The 21,176-nt window shown below is 49.6% G+C and carries 19 protein-coding genes; 15 read left to right on the top strand and 4 right to left on the bottom strand.

Annotation, left to right across the window (positions count from 1 at the left end; translation table 11 throughout):
* Positions 1-16 precede the first annotated feature (16 nt).
* From P402_RS0111350 to P402_RS0111310, 9 genes are all read left to right on the top strand, one after another.
* Positions 17-1,261: a competence/damage-inducible protein A gene (locus tag P402_RS0111350; RefSeq protein ID WP_026828799.1), complete on the top strand. Its 1,245-nt coding sequence runs from the start codon at positions 17-19 to the stop codon at positions 1,259-1,261.
* Positions 1,262-1,362: 101 nt separating this feature from the next.
* Positions 1,363-2,406, top strand: a complete 1,044-nt coding sequence (gene recA, locus P402_RS0111345; RefSeq protein ID WP_026828798.1) for a recombinase RecA — start codon at positions 1,363-1,365, stop codon at positions 2,404-2,406.
* Positions 2,407-2,599: 193 nt separating this feature from the next.
* A complete protein-coding gene (rny, locus tag P402_RS0111340; protein WP_026828797.1) occupies positions 2,600-4,162 on the top strand; it encodes a ribonuclease Y in 1,563 nt (520 codons plus the stop codon).
* A gap of 51 nt (positions 4,163-4,213) precedes the next feature.
* Positions 4,214-5,008, top strand: a complete 795-nt coding sequence (locus tag P402_RS0111335) for a TIGR00282 family metallophosphoesterase (protein WP_012369931.1) — start codon at positions 4,214-4,216, stop codon at positions 5,006-5,008.
* 29 nt (positions 5,009-5,037) lie between these two features.
* Positions 5,038-5,298: a stage V sporulation protein S gene (locus P402_RS0111330; RefSeq protein WP_012369932.1), complete on the top strand. Its 261-nt coding sequence runs from the start codon at positions 5,038-5,040 to the stop codon at positions 5,296-5,298.
* A gap of 202 nt (positions 5,299-5,500) precedes the next feature.
* Positions 5,501-7,252 (top strand): 2-oxoacid:acceptor oxidoreductase subunit alpha, encoded by a 1,752-nt coding sequence (locus P402_RS0111325; RefSeq protein WP_026828796.1) that lies wholly within the window; start codon positions 5,501-5,503, stop codon positions 7,250-7,252.
* Positions 7,239-8,105, top strand: coding sequence for a 2-oxoacid:ferredoxin oxidoreductase subunit beta (locus P402_RS0111320; RefSeq protein WP_026828795.1), 867 nt, complete (start codon positions 7,239-7,241; stop codon positions 8,103-8,105). Before P402_RS0111325 ends, P402_RS0111320 begins: the two co-directional genes overlap by 14 nt.
* Positions 8,106-8,200: 95 nt before the next feature.
* Positions 8,201-9,292, top strand: a complete 1,092-nt coding sequence (tdh, locus tag P402_RS0111315) for an L-threonine 3-dehydrogenase (protein WP_026828794.1) — start codon at positions 8,201-8,203, stop codon at positions 9,290-9,292.
* The gene (locus P402_RS0111310) at positions 9,292-10,464 is read left to right on the top strand and encodes a glycine C-acetyltransferase (protein ID WP_012369936.1); all 1,173 of its coding nucleotides are present in this window, start codon (positions 9,292-9,294) and stop codon (positions 10,462-10,464) included. Before tdh ends, P402_RS0111310 begins: the two co-directional genes overlap by 1 nt.
* A 75-nt stretch (positions 10,465-10,539) precedes the next feature.
* Here the strand turns inward: P402_RS0111310 and P402_RS0111305 are convergent, their stop codons facing one another.
* The 4 genes from P402_RS0111305 to P402_RS0111290 are packed head-to-tail and all read right to left on the bottom strand — an operon-like array spanning position 10,540 to position 14,368.
* Positions 10,540-11,292 (bottom strand): iron ABC transporter ATP-binding protein, encoded by a 753-nt coding sequence (locus P402_RS0111305; protein WP_026828793.1) that lies wholly within the window; start codon positions 11,290-11,292, stop codon positions 10,540-10,542.
* Entirely contained in the window at positions 11,289-12,344 is a 1,056-nt protein-coding gene (locus P402_RS0111300; protein WP_235188907.1) for an iron chelate uptake ABC transporter family permease subunit, read from the bottom strand. The genes P402_RS0111305 and P402_RS0111300 overlap by 4 nt, the downstream gene beginning before the upstream one ends.
* A gap of 8 nt (positions 12,345-12,352) precedes the next feature.
* Complete coding sequence (locus P402_RS0111295; RefSeq protein WP_051525158.1) at positions 12,353-13,372, bottom strand: ABC transporter permease; 1,020 nt, start codon at positions 13,370-13,372, stop codon at positions 12,353-12,355.
* Positions 13,373-14,368, bottom strand: coding sequence for a siderophore ABC transporter substrate-binding protein (locus P402_RS0111290; protein WP_026828790.1), 996 nt, complete (start codon positions 14,366-14,368; stop codon positions 13,373-13,375).
* Positions 14,369-14,882: 514 nt separating this feature from the next.
* Between P402_RS0111290 and P402_RS0111285 the strand changes: the two genes are divergently transcribed.
* The 6 genes from P402_RS0111285 (at position 14,883) to P402_RS0111260 (ending at position 21,145) form a co-directional block, all read left to right on the top strand.
* Entirely contained in the window at positions 14,883-16,505 is a 1,623-nt protein-coding gene (locus tag P402_RS0111285; protein WP_026828789.1) for a DUF3153 domain-containing protein, read from the top strand.
* Positions 16,502-17,959 carry a phytoene desaturase family protein gene (locus P402_RS0111280; RefSeq protein WP_026828788.1) on the top strand — a complete coding sequence of 486 codons (1,458 nt, stop codon included), beginning with the start codon at positions 16,502-16,504 and terminating at the stop codon, positions 17,957-17,959. Before P402_RS0111285 ends, P402_RS0111280 begins: the two co-directional genes overlap by 4 nt.
* A 128-nt stretch (positions 17,960-18,087) precedes the next feature.
* Positions 18,088-18,375 (top strand): hypothetical protein, encoded by a 288-nt coding sequence (locus P402_RS0111275; RefSeq protein ID WP_012369943.1) that lies wholly within the window; start codon positions 18,088-18,090, stop codon positions 18,373-18,375.
* A 115-nt stretch (positions 18,376-18,490) separates the two neighbouring features.
* Positions 18,491-19,759, top strand: coding sequence for a DUF445 domain-containing protein (locus P402_RS0111270; protein ID WP_026828787.1), 1,269 nt, complete (start codon positions 18,491-18,493; stop codon positions 19,757-19,759).
* 12 nt (positions 19,760-19,771) lie between these two features.
* On the top strand, positions 19,772-20,530 hold the full coding sequence (locus P402_RS16515; protein WP_235188871.1) for a DNA-3-methyladenine glycosylase family protein: 759 nt from the start codon (positions 19,772-19,774) through the stop codon (positions 20,528-20,530).
* 177 nt (positions 20,531-20,707) lie between these two features.
* On the top strand, positions 20,708-21,145 hold the full coding sequence (locus tag P402_RS0111260; RefSeq protein ID WP_026828786.1) for a RicAFT regulatory complex protein RicA family protein: 438 nt from the start codon (positions 20,708-20,710) through the stop codon (positions 21,143-21,145).
* Positions 21,146-21,176 lie beyond the last annotated feature (31 nt).

The raw sequence follows: 21,176 nt of genomic DNA, 5'->3' as shown, positions 1-21,176 counted from the left end.
AAAGCGGGGATGTAAAATGAAAGCAGAAATCATTGCTGTCGGAAGTGAATTGTTGTTAGGGGAAATTGCGAATACGAATGCCCAGTATTTATCGGAGTGGCTTGCGACATGCGGCATTGACGTGCATTACCATACGGTCGTCGGAGATAACCGGGACCGGATGGTCGAAGTCGTCACACGGGCCCAGGAACGGGCGGAATTGATTGTCATTACCGGGGGGCTTGGACCGACGGAAGATGACTTGACGAAAGAGGTCGTGGCGGAACTGCTCGGACGGACGCTTCATGTGGATCAACCGGCCTACGACCGGATTGAGGCATTTTTAAAAACGCGGGGACGCACGATGACGGAGAACGAAAAAAAACAGGCCCTTGTCATCGATCAAGCCGATGTGCTAACGAATCAAGCGGGGCTTGCACCAGGGATGTCCGTTCATACAGCAGATCATCAGTATATTCTGTTGCCGGGTGTTCCACGGGAAATGAAGCGGATCATTGCAGACCATTTCGACCACTTGTTAGGCAAGGAAACGATTAAATCCAGAACATTACGTTTCTTCGGCATCGGAGAGTCGGCATTAAACGACCGATTGGCAGAGCTCATCCGGACAGCCCGCAATCCTTCCGTCGCCCCGTACGCCGAATTGGCGGAAGTCCGCCTCCGTCTGACTGCGAAGGCGCTTGATGAACAAGTCGCCCTCGACATGCTCGATGCGCTTGAGCAGCAAGTGCTTGCCGAAGTCGGAAGCCATTTTTACGGCTACGGAGAAACGAGTTTACCTGAAGTCGTTCTGAATCGGTGCCGGGAAGCCGGCTTGACCTTGTCAGCAGCGGAGTCGTTAACTGGTGGTGCTTTTGCGAGCGGCTTGACCGACATTCAAGGAGCAAGTGACGTCTTCCGGGGCAGCGCCGTCGTGTATGCGGATAACGCGAAAGTGAACGTCCTCGGGGTGCCGCAGACATTGCTTGATGAACAGACGGCAGTCAGCCGGGACGTTGCCGTTGCGATGGCGGAAGGGGCACGCAAACTCTATCAGACGGATCTTGCCATCGCCCTGACCGGTGAAGCCGGACCGACAAGTAACAGTGGACGAACCGTCGGAACAGTCTATTGTGCGCTGGCACAAACAAGCGGTACACAAGTGCTTGAATTGACGTATCCGGCCTTCGACCGTGGTATGATTAGATTACGTTCCGTCAAGGATGCTTACTTCATGCTCCTCCAAAATATCAGCCCGACAGACGAAATGGGCAAAAGATGATTTCTTTCAACTATACGAATAAATGTTCGTAAAATGCTTGTTATTCGGTCTCAAAAGAAGTACAATAATCTCAGTAAGATAAATAAAAGGAGGCCTGCTACGTGAGTGATCGTAAAGCAGCACTTGAGATGGCATTACGCCAGATTGAGAAACAATTTGGTAAAGGTTCAATCATGAAACTAGGTGAAAGCCCAGATCAGAGAGTATCCGTAATCTCTTCTGGATCAATCACATTAGATATAGCGCTCGGTGCAGGTGGATATCCACGTGGACGGGTAATCGAAGTCTATGGTCCGGAATCTTCTGGTAAAACGACAGTTTCGCTTCATGCGATTGCTGAAGTTCAAAAACAAGGCGGACAGGCGGCATTCATTGATGCTGAGCACGCACTTGATCCGGCTTATGCTAGCAAACTGGGTGTCAACATCGATGAGTTACTGTTATCACAACCGGATACAGGAGAGCAGGCACTTGAAATCGCTGAAGCTTTAGTCCGTTCAGGAGCTGTCGATATCCTCGTTGTCGACTCAGTAGCGGCACTTGTCCCGAAAGCCGAGATTGAAGGCGAAATGGGTGACTCGCATATGGGTCTGCAAGCCCGTTTGATGAGTCAGGCGTTACGTAAATTGTCTGGTGCGACAAACAAATCAAAAACAATCGTCATCTTCATCAACCAGATTCGTGAAAAAATTGGTGTCATGTTCGGTAACCCGGAAACAACTCCAGGTGGACGTGCCTTGAAATTCTATTCATCAGTCCGTCTTGAAGTCCGTCGTGCAGAAGCATTGAAAAACGGTACAGATATCGTCGGAAACCGGACGAAACTGAAAGTCGTTAAAAATAAAATCGCTCCGCCGTTCAAACAAGCGGAAGTCGATATCATGTATGGACAAGGAATCTCGAAATTTGGTGAATTGATTGATCTTGGAACAGATCTCGATATCGTCCAAAAAAGTGGAGCTTGGTATTCATACAATTCCGAGCGTCTTGGTCAAGGACGTGAAAATGCGAAACAATACATGATTGAACATCCGGATGTTGCGGATGAGGTCGAACGGTTGATTCGTGAGCATCACGGTCTCGTTGACCGCAAAGATCCAGTTGATTTTGAAGAAGGTCAAGACGAAGATTTGTTTGCAGAATAAGCCGAGAGAGAGTGGAATCGATTCAGATTCTGCTCTTTTTTTGTTGAAAAGAGGAAAACATAGGAATTCTTTCCCGCCCGTTCGTTGACAATGAACGAGTGCTATCCTTACAATATAGATGTACGTTTTTTAGACAGCTTCGATGAATAACCGAAATGAACTAAGAAACACCTTGTAAAGGGGAGGTGAACCCATGGGTACAACAACTTGGATTGTCATACTTCTCCTCGCAATACTGATCGCATTCATCGTAGGCTACTTCTTGCGGAAATCGATTGCAGAAGCGAAGATTCAAGGCGCGGAAACAGAAGCGACGAAAATCGTGGAACGTGCACAAGTATCAGCGGAAGCAACGAAAAAAGAAGCATTGCTCGAAGCGAAAGATGAAGCTTTTAAACTTCGGACAGAAGTCGAAAAAGAGCTTCGTGAACGTCGTCAAGAGTTAACGAAACAAGAAGGACGATTGCTCCAAAAAGAAGAGACACTCGATCGCCGTGTTGATTCCATCGACCGTAAGGAAGAACAAATCAATACGCGGGATGCAGAGATCGCGAAACGGAAGCATCAAGCTGAAGAGTTAGAACGCAAAGTAGAGGACCTGTATGAACAGGGACGCCAAGAGCTCGTCCGTGTTGCGAATCTTTCGCAAGACGAGGCTAGAGCTATCATCATGGATGAGACGAAACAAGCTGCTATGCATGACGCAGCGATTCTTCAAAAAGAAATCGAACAAAAAGCAAAAGAAGAAGCAGACAAAAAAGCACGCAACATTCTTTCACTTGCGATTCAACGGTTCGCCGCGGAACATATCGCAGAGACGACGGTTTCTGTCGTCAACTTGCCGAATGACGAAATGAAAGGCCGTATCATCGGTCGTGAAGGTCGAAACATTCGGACGCTTGAAACGTTGACAGGTATCGATTTAATCATCGATGACACACCAGAAGCGGTTATCTTATCCGGGTTTGATCCGATTCGCCGGGAAGTGGCAAAAATGGCACTTGAAAAACTCGTTCAAGACGGTCGGATTCACCCGGCACGGATTGAAGAGATGGTCGACAAGTCACGTCGGGAAGTCGATGAACGGATTCGTGAAATCGGTGAAGAAGCGACATATGATGTCGGCATTCACGGGATTCACCCAGATCTCGTCAAAATTCTCGGTCGCTTGAAGTATCGGACGAGTTACGGTCAAAACGTATTGTTCCATTCACTCGAAGTCGCGCATCTTGCCGGTATGATGGCAGCTGAGCTCGGAGAAGATGTAACACTTGCGAAACGGGCCGGTCTCCTGCACGATATCGGGAAAGCGATTGACCACGAAGTGGAAGGAAGTCACGTTGAAATCGGTGTGGAACTTGGTACGAAGTACAAAGAACATCCAACCGTCATCAATGCGATTGCTTCCCACCACGGGGATACGGAAGCGACATCTGTCATTTCCGTTCTGGTCGCAGCCGCAGATGCCTTATCTGCCGCCCGTCCAGGTGCACGTCAAGAAACACTCGAGAGTTACATCCGACGTCTTGAACGTCTGGAAGAAATCTCAGAATCGTTTGACGGGGTAGAGAAGTCCTTTGCGATTCAAGCTGGTCGTGAAGTACGGATCATCGTTCGTCCTGATGTCGTCGACGATGTCCTTGCCCATAAGATGGCAAGCGATATCCGGAAAAAAATCGAAGAAGAACTCGATTATCCGGGTCATATCAAAGTCACGGTCATTCGGGAAACACGAGCGGTCGAATACGCAAAATAAGCAAAGTGGCGGGCGACCGCCACTTTTTTTAATTACTTGGAGGTATGTTTCATGAAAATCTTATTTATCGGAGATGTCGTCGGGGCACCCGGCCGTCATATCTTACAGCAGTTCACGGCACGTATTAAATCCAAATACAATCCGACGGTCATGCTCGTCAATGGAGAAAATGCAGCGCATGGCCGTGGAATCACGAAATCGATTTATCATCAGTTACTAGAACTTGGGTTCCACGGTGTCACGATGGGTAACCATACGTTTGACAATCGCGATATCTTTGACTGGATTGATGACGCGGACCGGATTGTCCGTCCGGCGAATTATCCGGAAGGGACACCCGGCCGCGGGATGATGGTCTTAAAAGTCGGCAACAAGAAAATCGCGGTCATCAACGTCCAGGGAACCGTTTTCTTGCCACCGCTCGGCGATCCTTTCCGGACTGTGGATGAGCTGATTGCTGAAGTCGAAGGCGAGGTCGATGCGATTTTCGTTGATGTCCACGCGGAAGCAACAAGTGAAAAAATTGCGATGGGCTATCACTTGGCGGGTCGTGTCCAAGCGGTTGTCGGGACACATACTCACGTCCAGACAGCTGACGAACGGATTCTTGAAGGCGGAACGGCTTACATCACGGATGTCGGCATGACAGGACCGCTCGACGGTGTCCTCGGGATGCGAAAAGAAGATGTCTTACGAAAATTTAAAACACAGCTCCCAACCCGGTTTGAAGTTGCAGAAGGACGGGAACAATTAAATGGAGTCTTGATTCATATTGATGATGTATCAAAAAAAGCAACGAAGATTGAACGCATCCACTTGACGGATCAATCGATTTTCTTTGATTGAGCTTTGATTTTTGATTGGGAGGTACATGCATGGACGTCCTGAAAGTATCAGCTAAATCGAATCCGAATGCGGTCGCCGGAGCGCTCGCAGGTGTACTTCGAGAGAAAGGTTCTGTCGAAATTCAGGCAATCGGAGCAGGTGCACTCAATCAATCCGTCAAAGCGGTGGCAATCGCAAGAGGATTTGTTGCACCGGCAGGCATGGATTTGATCTGTATTCCGGCATTTACCGACATCATGATTGATGGCGAGGAACGGACGGCAATCAAACTAATCATTGAACCACGATGATGCATCATTGGACATAGGTCCTACGTTAAACTAGACCATTTACTCGTTGGAGTAGATGGTCTTTTTTTATGGCGGACAGCCGGAAAAAATCAACTGATTCGCCAGAGGAGCATTGTACAAGTATCGGGAAATCGGTATCATGGGGGAGGATAGTGAAGCAGACAGCTTCAATCATTTCAGGGGATAAAAGGAGCGAACGTCGATGTACAATCAATTGTCATGGAAAGTAGGCGGTCAGCAGGGGGAAGGGATCGAGTCGACGGGTGAGATCTTTGCCATTGCCTTGAACCGCCTTGGTTATTACTTATATGGATACCGTCATTTTTCTTCACGCATCAAAGGTGGACATACGAACAACAAAATCCGGGTCGCGACACACGAAGTCCGGACCGTTGCCGACGATCTCGATATTCTGGTCGCCTTTGACCAGGAGACAATCGACGTCAATTTCCATGAGTTGCGTCAAGGCGCGATCATCATCGCCGACGCGAAGTTCAATCCGACCAACCCGGACCAGACACGTGCTGTCCTGTATCCGATTCCTTTTACGGAAATTGCCTCAGGACTCGGAACGTCGTTGATGAAGAATATGGTTGCAATCGGGGCATCGAGTGCGATTCTCGGGATTGCACCGGAACGTTTCCAGGCGGTCGTGGAACAGATTTTTGGCCGCAAAGGACCGGAAATGGTCGAGAAAAACTTATCGGCGATTCGCGAAGGGGCAGCGGCATTCGAAGCGATGGCTGGAACAGCGGAACGTTTCGTCCTCGATCCGGCAGACGGACAGCAACGGATGTTCATGATCGGCAACGATGCGATTGCGCTTGGTGCGGTTGCCGGGGGGGCCCGTCTGATGGCTGCCTACCCAATCACGCCATCGTCGGAAATCATGGAGTACTTAATTAAAAAATTACCGCAGTTCGGTGGAACCGTCGTTCAGACGGAAGATGAGCTGGCCGCAGTCACGATGGCAATCGGTGCCAACTACGCCGGCGTGCGTGCTTTGACGGCATCAGCCGGACCCGGTCTGTCGCTGATGGCAGAAGCGATCGGTTTGTCCGGAATGACGGAAACGCCGCTTGTCATCATTGATACACAGCGGGGGGGGCCTTCGACCGGACTGCCGACGAAACAGGAACAGTCCGACTTGATGGCGATGATTTACAGCACACACGGTGAAATTCCGAAAGTCGTCCTCGCGCCGTCGACGGTCGAGGAAGCGTTTTACGATGCAGCCGAAGCGTTTAACATCGCGGAAGAATACCAATGTCCGGTCATTCTTTTGACGGATTTGATGTTATCGCTCGGGAAACAGTCTGTCGAACCGCTCGATGTCAATCGGGTTGAAATCCGTCGCGGGAAATTGATGCTGGATGAACTGCCGGAACTTGAAGGGAAAGCGTACTTCAAACGGTATGAAGTGACGGAAGACGGGATCAGTCCGCGTGTCGTCCCAGGCACAAAACATGGCATCCATCACGTGACGGGAGTCGAACATAACGAAGAAGGCCGTCCGTCGGAAGCGACGAAGAACCGGGTCGATCAAATGACGAAACGCCTCCGGAAGTTAAGTCAGTTCCGGATGAAGGATGCGGTCCTTGTCACAGAACAGCATGCAGCACCAGATATTCTGTTTGTCGGTTTTAACTCGACGCGCGGAACGATTGAAGAAGTAATGCCGCGTCTTGAAGAACAAGGCATTCACGTCGACCATCTCCATATCCGGCAGATGCATCCGTTTCCGAGTGAACTCGTCCGTCCGCATCTCGAACGGGCAAAACAGGTCGTCGTCGTGGAGTACAATGCGACGGGACAACTCGCGAAACTGATTCAGATGAATTGCGGTTTTGCAGAAAAAATTGAACATATTTTAAAATTCAACGGCGATCCGTTCTATCCGGCGGAAGTGGTGGAACAAGTCGTTGCAGGAGGGGTTTTCCATGGCAACCTTTAAAGATTTCAGAAACGATGTCAAACCGAACTGGTGTCCCGGCTGCGGCGACTTTTCGATTCAAGCAGCCATCCAACGGGCAGTCGCAAATGTCGGACTGGAGCCGGAGGAGCTGGCTTTGATTTCCGGCATCGGCTGTTCGGGAAGGATTTCCGGTTATATCAATACGTACGGGTTCCACGGCGTTCACGGCCGGTCGTTACCGATTGCCCAAGGCGTCAAGATGGCGAACCGTGAATTGACGGTCATCGCGTCCGGTGGTGACGGAGACGGATTCGCCATCGGGATGGGACATACGATTCATGCCTTCAAACGAAATGTCGATATGACGTACATCGTCATGGACAATCAAATCTATGGTTTGACAAAGGGACAGACGTCACCGACGTCGGCGCTCGGCTTTAAGACGAAGTCGACGCCCAAAGGATCGATCGAAAAGAGTGTCTCACCAGTCGAACTCGCTTTGACGGCAGGCGCGACATTCGTTGCCCAAAGTTTTTCGAATGACTTAAAAGGATTGACGAGTCTGATTGAACAGGCGACGCAACATAAAGGATTTGCCTTCATCAATGTCTTCAGTCCGTGTGTGACGTTCAATAAAGTCAACACGTACGACTGGTTTAAACAGAATCTGACGAAACTGGATGATCTCGATGACTATGATGCGACGAATCTGGACCTTGCAAAACGGGTCGTCCACGAACATAACGGTCTCGTCATGGGCTTGATTTATCAAGACGATTCGCGTCCGGATTATCAGTCACAAATCGACGGGTATGCCGATCAGGGGCTGACTTTTGCAAATCTCGATATGAATGAAGAAACATTTGGTAAACTTGCGGCTGAATTCATGTAAACTAGAAGTGAATGATTGTTTGGTTAGTTGGGGATGCTCAATACTTGGTCTGGACCGATTAGAGAAAGAGGCAAGGACCACGAAGGAGTCGGGGAATGATGACAAAACTAGTGACAGCTGTAGAAGATACGACAAAAGTAAAAACGATGCGGGCACTCGTCAAGGAGGAACGGGGATTTGGCGCTGTCTTGAAAGAAGTGGCGGTTCCGTCACCAAAACGCGGTGAAGTCTTGATCCGTGTCGAGGCGACTTCAATTTGCGGGACGGATGTCCATATTTACGAATGGGATGCCTGGGCGGCGTCACGCGTTAATCCGCCGTACGTCTTCGGACATGAGTTTTCAGGCGAAGTCGTGGAACTGGGTGAAGGGACGAAGCGTCTGAAACTCGGCGACCGTGTTTCGGCGGAAACACATATCGTCTGTCATCAATGCAAACAGTGTCTGCGGGGGCAGTATCACATTTGTAAAAACACAAAAATCATCGGTGTCGACACACAAGGTTGTTTTGCCGAGTACGTCGTCATGCCGGAAGAAAATCTCTGGGTCAATCCGGAGGACATGCCGGCCGCTATCGCATCGATTCAAGAACCGATGGGTAATGCCGTCCATACGGTCCTTGCAAGTGATGTCAGTGCGAAAACGGTGGCAGTCGTCGGCTGTGGTCCGATCGGTCTGATGGCCGTATCCGTCGCGAAAGCGGCAGGAGCTGCGGAAGTCATCGCAATTGATGTCAACCCGTACCGTTTAGAGCTTGCGAAGACGATGGGCGCGGATGTCGTCATCGATTCGCGTCATGAAGATGTCCTCGAGCGGGTCCGGATGATGACGGACGGGGACGGCATTGATGTCGTCTGCGAAATGAGCGGTCATCCGGTCGCAATTGGTCAAGCATTCGAGATGGTGACAGCAGGAGGAGACGTTAACATCTTGAGTCTGCCGGTCAAACCGGTCGAAATCGACTTGACGAATCATGTCGTCTTTAAAGGTGTCCGCGTGCAAGGGATCACAGGCCGGAAAATGTATGAGACATGGAGTCAGGTATCGGCCTTCCTATCGAGCGGAAAAGTCGATGTTAAACCGTTGATCACGCATACGTTACCACTCGAACGGTTTGAAGAAGGATTCGAATTGATGCGACAAGGGAAATGTGGAAAGGTCGTACTACAACCAAGGGGGACGAATTAATGGGTTTTGAGCATTTACGGACAGAATTAGAAGAGATGAAACAAGCGGGGACGTTCCGAGAACTCGTCGCACTCGAAAGTGCCCAGCACAACCGGGTGACGGTCGACGGGAAAGAATTGATTCAACTGTCGTCGAACAACTATCTCGGACTCGCGGCGCACCCGCGTCTCGCGAAGCGGGCAGCGGACGCTGCTCTTGAATTCGGTGCCGGAACAGGATCGGTCCGGACGATTGCCGGAACACTCGAAATGCACCAAGCATTCGAACGGGAACTGGCGACCTTTAAGCATACGGAAGCGGCACTTGTCTTCCAATCAGGATTCGCGACAAACCTCGGTGTGTTGTCAGCCTTGCTTGGACCGGAAGACGTCGTCATTTCTGACGCCTTGAACCATGCATCAATCATCGACGGGATTCGTCTGACAAAAGCGAAACGCCGGATTTACAATCACGTCGATCTTGCGGACTTGGAAGCGGCTCTGCAGGAAACACAAGACGCGCGGACACGTCTCGTCGTTACGGACGGTGTCTTCTCGATGGACGGTAATATCGCGCCACTCCCAGAAATCGTTGAACTGGCTGAAAAATATGATGCCCTCGTCATGGTCGATGATGCCCATGCATCCGGTGTTCTCGGAAAAAGTGGCCGCGGAACCGTTAATCACTTCGGTCTCGACGGACGGGTCGCGTTGCAAGTCGGGACACTCTCAAAAGCGATCGGTGTTCTCGGCGGGTACGTCGCGTGTGAACAACACGTCAAAGACTATCTGATTCATAAAGGCCGTCCGTTCTTATTCTCGACGTCCCATCCGCCGGCAGTCGTTGAAGCGAACCGGGAAGCGCTTCGTGTCATGGAAGAAGAAACAGAACTGTTTGACCGTCTCTGGGAAAACACGGAATTCTTCAAACACGGATTACGGGAACTCGGCTTTAATATCGGCACGTCGACGACGCCGATCACACCGGTCATCGTCGGCGACGAAGCATTATGCCATCAGCTGTCAGACCGCCTGCGTCAACACGGTGTCTTTGCACAAGGGATTGCCTTCCCGACTGTTGCCAAAGGTAAAGCACGTGTCCGGACAATCGTCACAGCCGAACATACACGGGAAGACTTGGAGCAAGCGCTCGAAGCGTTTAAACAAGTCGGTCAAGAGCTGGAATTGATTTAAAAGGTACGAAAACATAGAAGGGACGGCACATCACTACGATGCGCCGTCCCTTTTTGGTGTTCCTCATGCTTGATTTCAATAAACGGCAATCGGTCCGTATGGTCCGTCAATAATCTCGAGATCGGTCTCAAAAATATCGGAGAGCGTGTTTGCGACCATGATTTCCTGTACCGTACCGAATGCAGCAATCTGTCCATGTTTCATCGCACAAATATGGTCGGCATATTTCGCCGCAAAATTGATGTCGTGTAAGACGGTTATGATCGTTCTTCCAAGCTCATCCGCGACATGACGCAGATATCCCATCATCTGGACGGACCGGGCGATATCGAGATTGTTGAGCGGTTCATCAAGCAACACGTAGTCCGTCTCCTGACACAAGACCATCGCGACATAAGCCCGTTGACGTTGTCCGCCTGACAGTTCATCGAGGTAACGGTTCTCAAGTGGTGTCAGGTCAAGAAAGTCGATGTATTTTGACGTGATTTTCTCATCTTCCAGTGTCATGCGCCCTTGCGAGTAGGGGAACCGGCCAAATCCGACCAGTTGGCGAACCGTCAGCCGGGTCACGAAATGATTTTCCTGACGAAGAATCGTCATGATTTTTGCTAAATCCTTTGACTTCGTGCTTGAGACATCGAGTCCTGCGACTTGAATCTGTCCTTCATCAAGTTGCAACAGACGACCGATCATCATCAGTGTCGTCGATTTACCGGCGCCGTTCGGTCCGATCAGTGCGGTCAGACCCGCTTTCGGAATCTCTAACTCAAGCGGACCGATCTGGACATGATCCGTATACGTTTTTTTGACTTGCGTTAATTTAATCATAAGGACCTCTTTCGTAATAACACCGTTAAGAAAATCAAACCGCCAAACAGTTCGATGATGACGGAGACGACGCTCGGTGCATTGAAAATATGATACATAAAGAAATAAGCACTCGTCAGAACGAGAAAACCAATCGAAAAGGCCATCGGCAAGACGTACTTATGGTCATACGTGGAAGCGACCTGATAACTGAGTGTGGCAACGAGAAAACCGAAAAACGTCAGTGGTCCGATCAGTGCCGTCGACATCGCCATGAGCAGGGAAATAAGGATGAGGATATAGATGACGCTTCGGCGGTGATTGACGCCGAACGAGGTCGCGACGTCCTTTCCGAGGGCGATGACATTCAGACGGTTCGCCGACAGGAACAACAAGACACTGACGATCAGGACGACCGGAATCACGATTGGAAAATAGGCAGAATCGGCATTCGTGACTGAACCGAACAATCGGGCCTGCAGAATATCGAATTCAGACGGGTCAAGCATCCGTCTCATGAAGCTTGCAAGAGAATTCAGTCCGGTGCCAAGGATGATCCCGACGAGCAACAGGAGTTGTAAATCGGCATATTTTCCGGATAACAGCCATCCGTAGAGCAACAGACTCATCACGAGCATGAGACCGACTTGTGTCAAAAAGGCTCCCGTTCCGGAAAAACCGATCAGAGCCCCTGCACCAAAGAAAAAGATCATCGACGTTTGAATCGTTGAGTACAGCGCATCGAATCCAAGCAGGGACGGCGTGATGATCCGGTTATTCGTGACCGAATGAAAGGCGACGGTGGCGAGACTTTGGCAGAGTGCGGCAATCGCCATCGTCGCGACGGCTGTGATCCGGCGTTCGACGACCGGCCAAAAGGAAGGTGACTGAACGGGTACCGGATTGTTGTAGAGAAGGAGACCAAGGGAACAGAGCAGTCCACCGAACAGAAACAGGGACAACAAGATCCAGTAGCGGCGTGCATGTCGTTTGGACGGGAAGGCAGAAGCATTCCGGTCACTTGTATGAGCGGTTATTCGTTCACTTCGGTAGGGTTTTGGTTTTCGGTGCATGACTGTACTCATCGGATACCTCCTCTTTTTCGTTGCCGCAATAGGATGAGAATGAAGACTGCTGCACCGACTGTTCCAAGGATCAGTGAGACCGGCAGTTCAAAGGGGCGGATCAACGTCCGCGAAACCAAATCACTGATGAGAACCGTCCCCATCCCGATGACGCAGACCCATGGCAAGTTACTGCGCAAGTCATCACCGCGCATCATCGAGACAAGGTTCGGAACGATCAGACCGAGAAACGGTAAATTTCCGATGACCGTCGCGACGATTCCGACGGATAGAGCGATCAGGCCTGTCGCAAGCATCATGAGACGGTTGTAATGAATACCGAGACTGGTCGCGATATCTTCACCGAGACCGACCAACGTTAAGCGATTGGCGAGAAAAAAGATACAAAACGTGACCCCGACAATAATCCATAAGTATTCATAGCGACCGATCTGGACGGATGAAAACGATCCGACGAACCATCCTTCCAGTGCCTGACTCGCCCGGAAGTATAAACCTAAGAAAGTGGAAATGGCCGAGATGACAGCGCCGAGCATCAGTCCGATGATCGGTACGATCAGCGAAGAACGGAGCTGGACCGAACGCAGGAACCAAAAGAACACCATCGTGCCGATAAAAGCGAATACGATCGCACCGGTCATCCGCATCATCAGTGTCGGTGCCGGGACAAGCAGATAAACGGTCAATAGTCCAAGTCCCGCCCATTCAATCGTACCGGTCGTCGTCGGTTCGACGAGCCGGTTCTGTGTAATCAGCTGCATGACGAGTCCCGCCATCGCCATCGCTGCACCTGTCAGCATCAGGGCGATTGTTCGCGGAACACGTGTAATCCAAAACATAGAAAAGTCATTCGCCGTGTTGCTGAGTTCATAGACTCCGGTCAACAGGGAAGTAACGGCAAGCAGACCGATGATCAGGAGAGCGATGATGAACGGCGGCGTCCAAACGACAGAAAAGGAAGGTCGAGCATTCGGCTCAACACTTCCATTCACTTGTTGCGGCTTAGTCTGTTCCATTTACTTCACGAACGCTTTCGAAACGCTTTGGAAAAATTCCGAATAGGTCTGAATCGACTCGTTCAAGTACATATCCTTTGGTGTATACACAATCCGGTCTTCTTTGACGGCTGTCGTCTTTTGGAGCGCCGGTGCACGATCGATGACGTCTTCTGCGGGAACAGCATCTTTTGCGTTTCCGAGCGGGGCGTCACGATCTAAGACAAGCAAACGGTCCGGATTGCTTTGTGCGATCGCTTCGACCGAAACCTCGTCTCCTTGATCGTTGCCTGATTTTTGCTTGACTTCAAGTGCGGGTTTCCAGCCGAAGATGTCATACATCGGTCCAAAGACACGACCGCTCATCGGAGCAGAGAAACCGATGTCTCCACCTGAAACGATGACCGACATGACGCTGTCTTTTCCGTTATAGGATTTTTTCACGTCCTGAATCGATTGTTCGAAGGTCGTGACGAGTCGGTCTGCTTCTTGTTCCTTGGCAAAAATTTGACCCAGTGTCTGTGTCGTATCTTCGAGACCTTTAATTAACAGTTCACCCGGCGTTCCGGAATCTTCAGGTAACGCGATGTCGAGATCGATGACAGCTGCTTCCGGGACCAACTTTTTAATGTCATCGTAATAGTCCGCAAAGCGTTGACCGACGATGACGACATCGGGATCAACCCCGGCAATCGCTTCGAGGTTCGGCTCGAAGTGCATCCCGACGTCGACGATGTCCTTGTCCTTGGCGTAAGGTGATTCCGCCGGTAACAGTCCGACCGGAGCAGCAACGAGTTCAACGTCCCAGGCAGCGAGTGTCTCGAATGTCCGGTTATCGAGTGCCACGACTTTCTTCGGTTTTACAGGTACCTTGACTGTACCGTGTGCATCAGTGATTTCGACCGTTTCAGCGGCAGATTTCTTGCTGTCCGTCGTAGTCGTTTCGTTTGCAGTACCGCACGCGGCGAGTAGGAAGGCGAGAGAGCTGATCACCATCGATGTTTTGAGTGTCCCCATTTTGATTCATCTCCTTTTGATGTGGACAATGCATCAACTCAATCCGTTCGTGAATATGTAGGTGTTTGTATCTCTCACGAATTAATTGATAATGATTATCATTGTCATATTCAAGTTGAATGATAACAAACAAAAAATGGAGATGCAATGACAAATTTGGTATGCCGGACTTTCCGATTTTTTATTTCTATAAACTATACGGAAATAAAAATCATTACACATTTTTCAAAAATCATATGCTGAAGGACAGGCACTCAATTGCTGATAACCGCTATAAGAATTGTTATAATGGCGAAAATAATGGATTTTAAAAGATTAAAAATGGAATCAGCTACTATTCTTCTGAAAAAGTAGCGAAAAGAGATTGGAATGGTTTCCAAGTATCTAAATAAATAGAGTGTGACAGGTTAAAGTCTGTTACATTTTTTTGGACATTCTTATTTTGAAGCATGAGGACTTCCGACTTAGGGAAAAGAAAATGAGACGATAGGAGAGAGAAAGGGCGTGTGACGATTTGATCAGCAAACGAAAAAAACTTATTGTCCTGTCGTTTGCCTTGATGGCAATGGTACTTGGGGGATGTATCCGTATTCAATATGATGCGACGGTCCATACCGATAAAAGTGTCACCTTAAAAACGACATATGCTGCAAAAGAGCATCCTGTAGCGCGACTACTTAATTTGAATCCGGACTGGAATACGTATGTCAAACAGGCTGAGAAGAACGGGTACGCGGCAGAGACGTTCAGGACGCAGGATGATTATGAAGGTATCCGGATGAAAAAGAAATTTGCTAAATTTGAAGACTTGGCAACGATTAAAGATGAATGGAAAACAGGGATCGGCGGTATTCTCATCCCACCGGATACGACGTATGAAGTCAAACAGGAAAAAGGATTTTGGTTTAATACGTATCGATTGGATACGAACATTGATTTGAGTATTGACCGGTTGAACATCAAAGGCTATCAGCCGACTGGACAAGTTAAAAAATTAGCTGATCGTTATCTTCGGCAGGCGGATATCGAAATCAATCTTCATGGACCGAAAGTGATTGGTCTGCAGAACGGGGAAAAAATCGACTGGGCGAACCATAACAATGTTTCGTGGAAACTGTACGGCACAAAGGACAACCAGTTACAGCTGATTGCCTATGTTCCGAATCCGACCGGCTGGATCGTAACCGGGATCGTCCTGTTGATTGGTGTTTGTCTGCTCGTATTCTGGATTGTCCATCATGTCCGGAAATTACGGCGCCGACAACTTCAGACAATTGGCATCTCAGTACTCGTCTGTCTGCTAGTCGGCGGCAGTGCCTGGTGGTTCTTTGCTGACGAGACGTCGAGTGCCCCGCCGCCGACAAAGCAGATTGTCACGCAACAGGTCGGGGAAATCACACCGACGTTCATGGTCCATGGATTGTTCGGGACAGAGCGGACATTCCTGCCGATGATTGATGATTTCACGAAAAAGAAGCTGGCAGATGACGGCGGACGGTGTGATGTCTCGCGTAACGGGAAAGTGGCGTGTGACGTCAAACCATCTACTACCGGGTATCCGCTTGTCCGAATCGTCTTTGAAGACGATGAAGCCAGTCTTGCTAATCAACAAAAATGGCTCAGTGCAGCAATTGAACAGTATGACCAAAAGCAACAGGCGACTTTTACGGACATCCAACTGGTCGGCCACAGTATGGGCGGGGTCGATGTCGTCGCCTATACGCTGAAAGAAGATATTCCGTACCATGTCCGGAAAGTGGTGACGCTCGATGCACCGATCAGCGGTTCGGATTATGCGACGCTTGGATTGACACTTGCTCCGTTCGGGACGAATACAAACAGTCCGGCGATTCAGGATTTGGCTGAAAATTCAGCGGCGATGAAAAATCTGAAGGATCGCTTGGACACATGGCCACGGGATGTGCTGGTCTATTCTTTTGGGGCGAAAGGCGGAGACTTCAATTTGATTCCGCTCAAAAGCTCGTTTGCGCTTAATGCGTATACGGAAAACATCAAAACGAAATCTTATAAATATGATCATTTTACGATCCATCGCCGGGAACCGGTTTTCAAAGAAGTCCGCAATTTTTTGTTTAAAGAAAATCTAGTCACAGAAACAGAGGAGGAACCGTCATGAAACGGATTGTCATCATCGGAGGCGGAATAGCGGGAGTCACCGCTGCAGCGTTACTCGCTCGAAACGGGCATGACGTGACTTTGTGCGAAGGAAGCCGTGAATGGGGCGGGTCAGCGGGTAAGTTTACCCGAAAAGACTTCACCTATCCGGTCGGAGCGACACTCGGAATGGGTTTTGAGTCCGGCGGTATTCATGACCGGGTGTTGCAGCATCTGCAAATCGACCAGCCTGTCGAGTTGCTCGAAACCGTCATGGCAATCAAGCTGGCAGGGCATGACATCCTCTATTATCGTGACCGTGACCGTTTCATCGCACATCTGAAGAATCAGTTCCGCGATCAGGCAGACTCGATTCAACACTTTTTTGATGAACTGGATCGAATTCAGCGGCACGTCCGACCGTTGATGCAGGCATTACCGGCATTACCGCTTAAGACGTTGCACGATGCGCGGATGATCGTCCAAGAAACAAAAGCAAGTTTGCCATTACTACCTTATCTGACGCGGACGATTGGTGACATTCTCCGGAAACATCAGTTGGACGGGACAATTTTTGCACAACTGATCGACGGGATTTTACTCGACAGTATGCAGACGGGAAAAGAAGCTTCGGCGTTGCTTGGAGCTGTTGCGTTATCGATTTATCATGACGGGGCGTATTATGTTCCGGGTGGACTCTATCGGATCGCCGAACGTTTAAAGGCTGCTGCTGAAACGGACGGCGCGACGGTGTTGCTCGGTCGTAAAATCACCTCTGTGCGTCAAACGGCGGATGGTTTTTTACTGGAAGACCGGCGGGGACGACTCTTACTTGCAGATGCCGTCATCGGTGCCGTGCCGATTGAAGCGATGCAACAACTGGTCGGACCCTCCTTGCGGCCGGTATTACGCCGGACGTATAAGCGGCAAGCTGACTTAACGCAGTGGGCGACGTTTACGTATTATGCGGCGATTCCTGAGACAATCATTCAAGATGACCACGCATTTCGGCAAATTCACAATCCGATTTTACCGTCGGGTCATGCGTTCATCTCTTTATCTCGGACAGGAGACATCGATCGGGCACCGGCCGGGTGTCGGACGTTGACGATGTCCTGTCATATTCCGATTGGTCAGTTCGCACGTGACGACCGGGAGCGTTATGACCGGCAAGTCGAAACCATGCAGGAAAAATTCGAAACGATTTTAGAGTGTGAATTTCCCGGTTTTAGAAATCAAGTCATCGAGCGCCATCCCGGTGGACCGGGTGCCTGGGTCCGCTATACATCACGTCCGGATGGCGGTGTCGGTGGATATCCGCAATTGCCGTCAACCAGTCTGTTTCGCGCTGCCTCGTTTCGGACGGGTGTCCCGGGACTCTATATCATCGGGGATACTGTGTTTCCGGGTGCCGGAACGATTGGGGCGACGACTTCCGCCATTCATGTGGCCCGGGAATTTGGTGTGAAGATTTAGAAAAGAATTTGGTAAATCATGAAAGAAGCGGCCGGATGGTCGCTTTTTTTGGAGAACAGGATTATGATTGAGGCGAGACGGGAAGTAGTTAATCATGAGCGAAAAAGAGAGAGAAGGAGTGAACGAGATTGAATCAGTTTGAGGACAAGTGTCAACATTTCATTCAAGAACGTCGTCCGGAAGTCGGTCCGTTGATTTTTACAAACGCCCGCACCTTCATCAATGCCCGGGGATTAAGCGTATATGAACGGATTTATCAAGGAAAAGAGGAAGTCCGCTTGGCGTTCGTCGAACAGACAGCCGGCCATCAAATCGTTTCATTGATGGAAAATACATTTGGAAACGGACTCGTCTATTTTGTATCGACGGCCACAGCAACATGGGACGGCGAAAATTTCGGTGAGTTTACGTTTTAACTACATAATGAGTCCCAGTCCGGATGAGGCTGGGACTCTTTCATGTCGAAACTTGGATGCGTTTCATAACGTATACGAAGTATGACAAAAAATGCAGCGAGAAGGAGGAACCATCTTGCAACAACAAATAAAACCAAAATCATCGACCCGTCGTCTCGCGACCGTGTCCCTGATTTTTATGGCAGTCGGCTTTATTGCCTCGTTGCCGTTTAAAGAAAACGATTGGGTGTTTTGGCTGCAAAGCGGTTTTGAAGCAGGCCTTGTCGGCGGGATTGCGGACTGGTTTGCCATCACAGCGTTATTCCGCCATCCGCTCGGACTGAAAATTCCCCATACAAACCTTTTGCCGAAAAACCGGGAGCGGGTCATCGAGTCAATCGTCCAGATGCTCGAAAAAGATTTGCTCAATAAAGAGAGTATCGTCGAAAAGTTGCGGCATATGACGCTAGCCGACCGTTTCATCAAATTATTGCGTTCGATTGTCCTGTTACCGGCGTTTCGTTCGACGGTCACGGAACTGTTGACCGGTATTTTGCACAAACTGCCGAAAGAGGCGATTCTGAAAGTCGTCGATGAGCGGATTTCCGATACGGTCAAAGCTTATCCATCAAAAAGATTGGCAGAACGATTGATGGGATTAAACGAGGAACGGCGCCTTGATGAACTCGCAATCGATCAATTACTCGGTTACGGGCAACGGTTGCTCGAAGACCCCGTGATTCGTGATCAGATTGGACGCCTGGCGTATCACGCGATGATTGATCAAGAAAAAAATACCTTTTTACGCGTTACGGCGAAGACGGTACAAAAGGTTTATTCGGAAGAACGGTTGAGTCTTGTCATTCAATCGGTTCTGCTGAGTGTGATTGAAGATATGAAAAAAGTGCATCATCCGAACCGTCTGGCGATTCTCGATCACGTCCGCCGAAATTTAGCGCAATTGATTCAAGATGAAGAGCGGCTTGCCAAAATTGACCAATGGAAAGCAGCGGAAGTGGATCGCTTTGATCTGCAACCGGTCTTGAACCGGGCCTACACGGCAGGAATCGAGGAGCTGAAAACGTATTTAGGATCCGACTCCTTCTGGGAAAGCCGTGCTTTACCATTGATGAACCAAGCGCTGAACGAGTGGGATCAACATCCGACGTTCAAAGAAGAAAGTGACCGTTGGATGAAAGACCAGCTTGTTCGGTTCGTTGATCAAAACCATCAAAAAATCGGTGGCTTGGTCCGGGAAAACTTAAATCGTTTTGATACGGAAACGTTAATTCATATGATTGAGGACAAGGTCGGGAACGATTTGCAATGGATTCGCGTCAACGGCGCGATTTGCGGTTTTTTCATTGGTCTGATTCTGGGTGGAATCAAACTATTCATTGGCTGAGGGAGCGATGGTATGTGGCAGGAACAAGTGATTTTAGAAGAGGAGTATGACTTTGCCGGTATCCGGAAGCGACTTCGCGGTGACCGTTTACAAGTCGAACAGGACGGTCGATTGTTTGTCCCGCTTTTGTTGCCGGAAGGAAAGTTCGTCGGTCAGATTGAAGCATCCGGGCCTCGGACACTTCTTTTGTCCGGGAAAGGTCCACGGGAACCGATGGTGCAGCAATTGTGCCGTCGGTTTCGTCTGGATACGATGAATCCAAGTCAGCACCTATCAAAGACGTCGCTTTCGGAAGTCGTGGCGACGTTCGGAGCGGAGCGGCTTGTGCTCGATATCAGTCCGTTTACTGCACTGATCCGGTCAATCATTCATCAACAAATTAATCTGGCATTTGCGCAAGTCCTGATGGAACGGTTCTGCCGGACGTTCGGAACGGAACAGGACGGGGTGATTTTCCCGCCGACGGCAGACCAGTTACGGAAAATCGAACCGGATCAGCTTCGAGCACTTCAACTATCCGGACGAAAAGTCGAGTATCTCCTTGGTGCAGCGCGGACCGAGATTGATTTTGACGAGTTGACGGAAGCGTCTGACGCAACGATCGCCGAGACATTGATTGCCCTAAAAGGGGTCGGTCCCTGGACAGTGCAAAACGTTTTGATGTTTGGCTATGGACGGGAAGATTTGTTTCCAGCGTCCGACATTGGCATTTTACGGGCGTTCGAACGGTTGCGTGGAGTCGTCCAAGTGTCGAAGAAGCGGTCCTGTTAGCGGAAGAATTTGCGCCGTACCGCAGTCATGCCGCCTATTTGTTGTGGCGATCGATTGAATAAGGAACTATTCTTGTCACCCCTTGAAGAGAACGGTATAATGAATGCGTTAAGAACGAGTCATCGTTCGTAGATACGATAAGCGTAGCGGGATCACCGCTTCCGATAGAGGGGACGAATGTTTATGTACACAGATGAACAAATCATCGAAAAGGCCAATGAAATCGCGAAAATGATTTCTGAGACATCAGAAGTAGAACGATTCAAAGCTGCTGAAGCGAACATCAACGGGAACGAAAAAGTTCAAAAGATGATGAAACAAATCAAGTTCCTGCAAAAAGAAGCAGTCAACTGCCAGCATTACGGTAAAACGGAAGCATTGGCACGTGTCGAAGCAAAACTGGATAAATTATTCGCAGAACTCGACGAGATGCCGGTCGTGCAACAATTCCAAGAATCCCAGGAAGAAGTAAACGGACTTCTTCAATATGTGACGGTGACGATCTCAAACGGAATCACGGATCAAATCATCGAAGCGACAGATGGCGATGTCTTGGCGGGGAAAACAGGCAGCGGTATGGAAGCAGAAAATAAAAGCGGCGGTTGCGGCTATTAATCAATGAACTGAATTGGAAAAGCCGACGGAT

The sequence above is a fragment of the Exiguobacterium sibiricum 7-3 genome, from assembly GCF_000620865.1.
Taxonomy (GTDB): domain Bacteria; phylum Bacillota; class Bacilli; order Exiguobacteriales; family Exiguobacteriaceae; genus Exiguobacterium_A; species Exiguobacterium_A sibiricum_A.
Note: the sequence above shows the minus strand (reverse complement) of the source record. Positions and strands in the feature narration are given on the sequence as shown.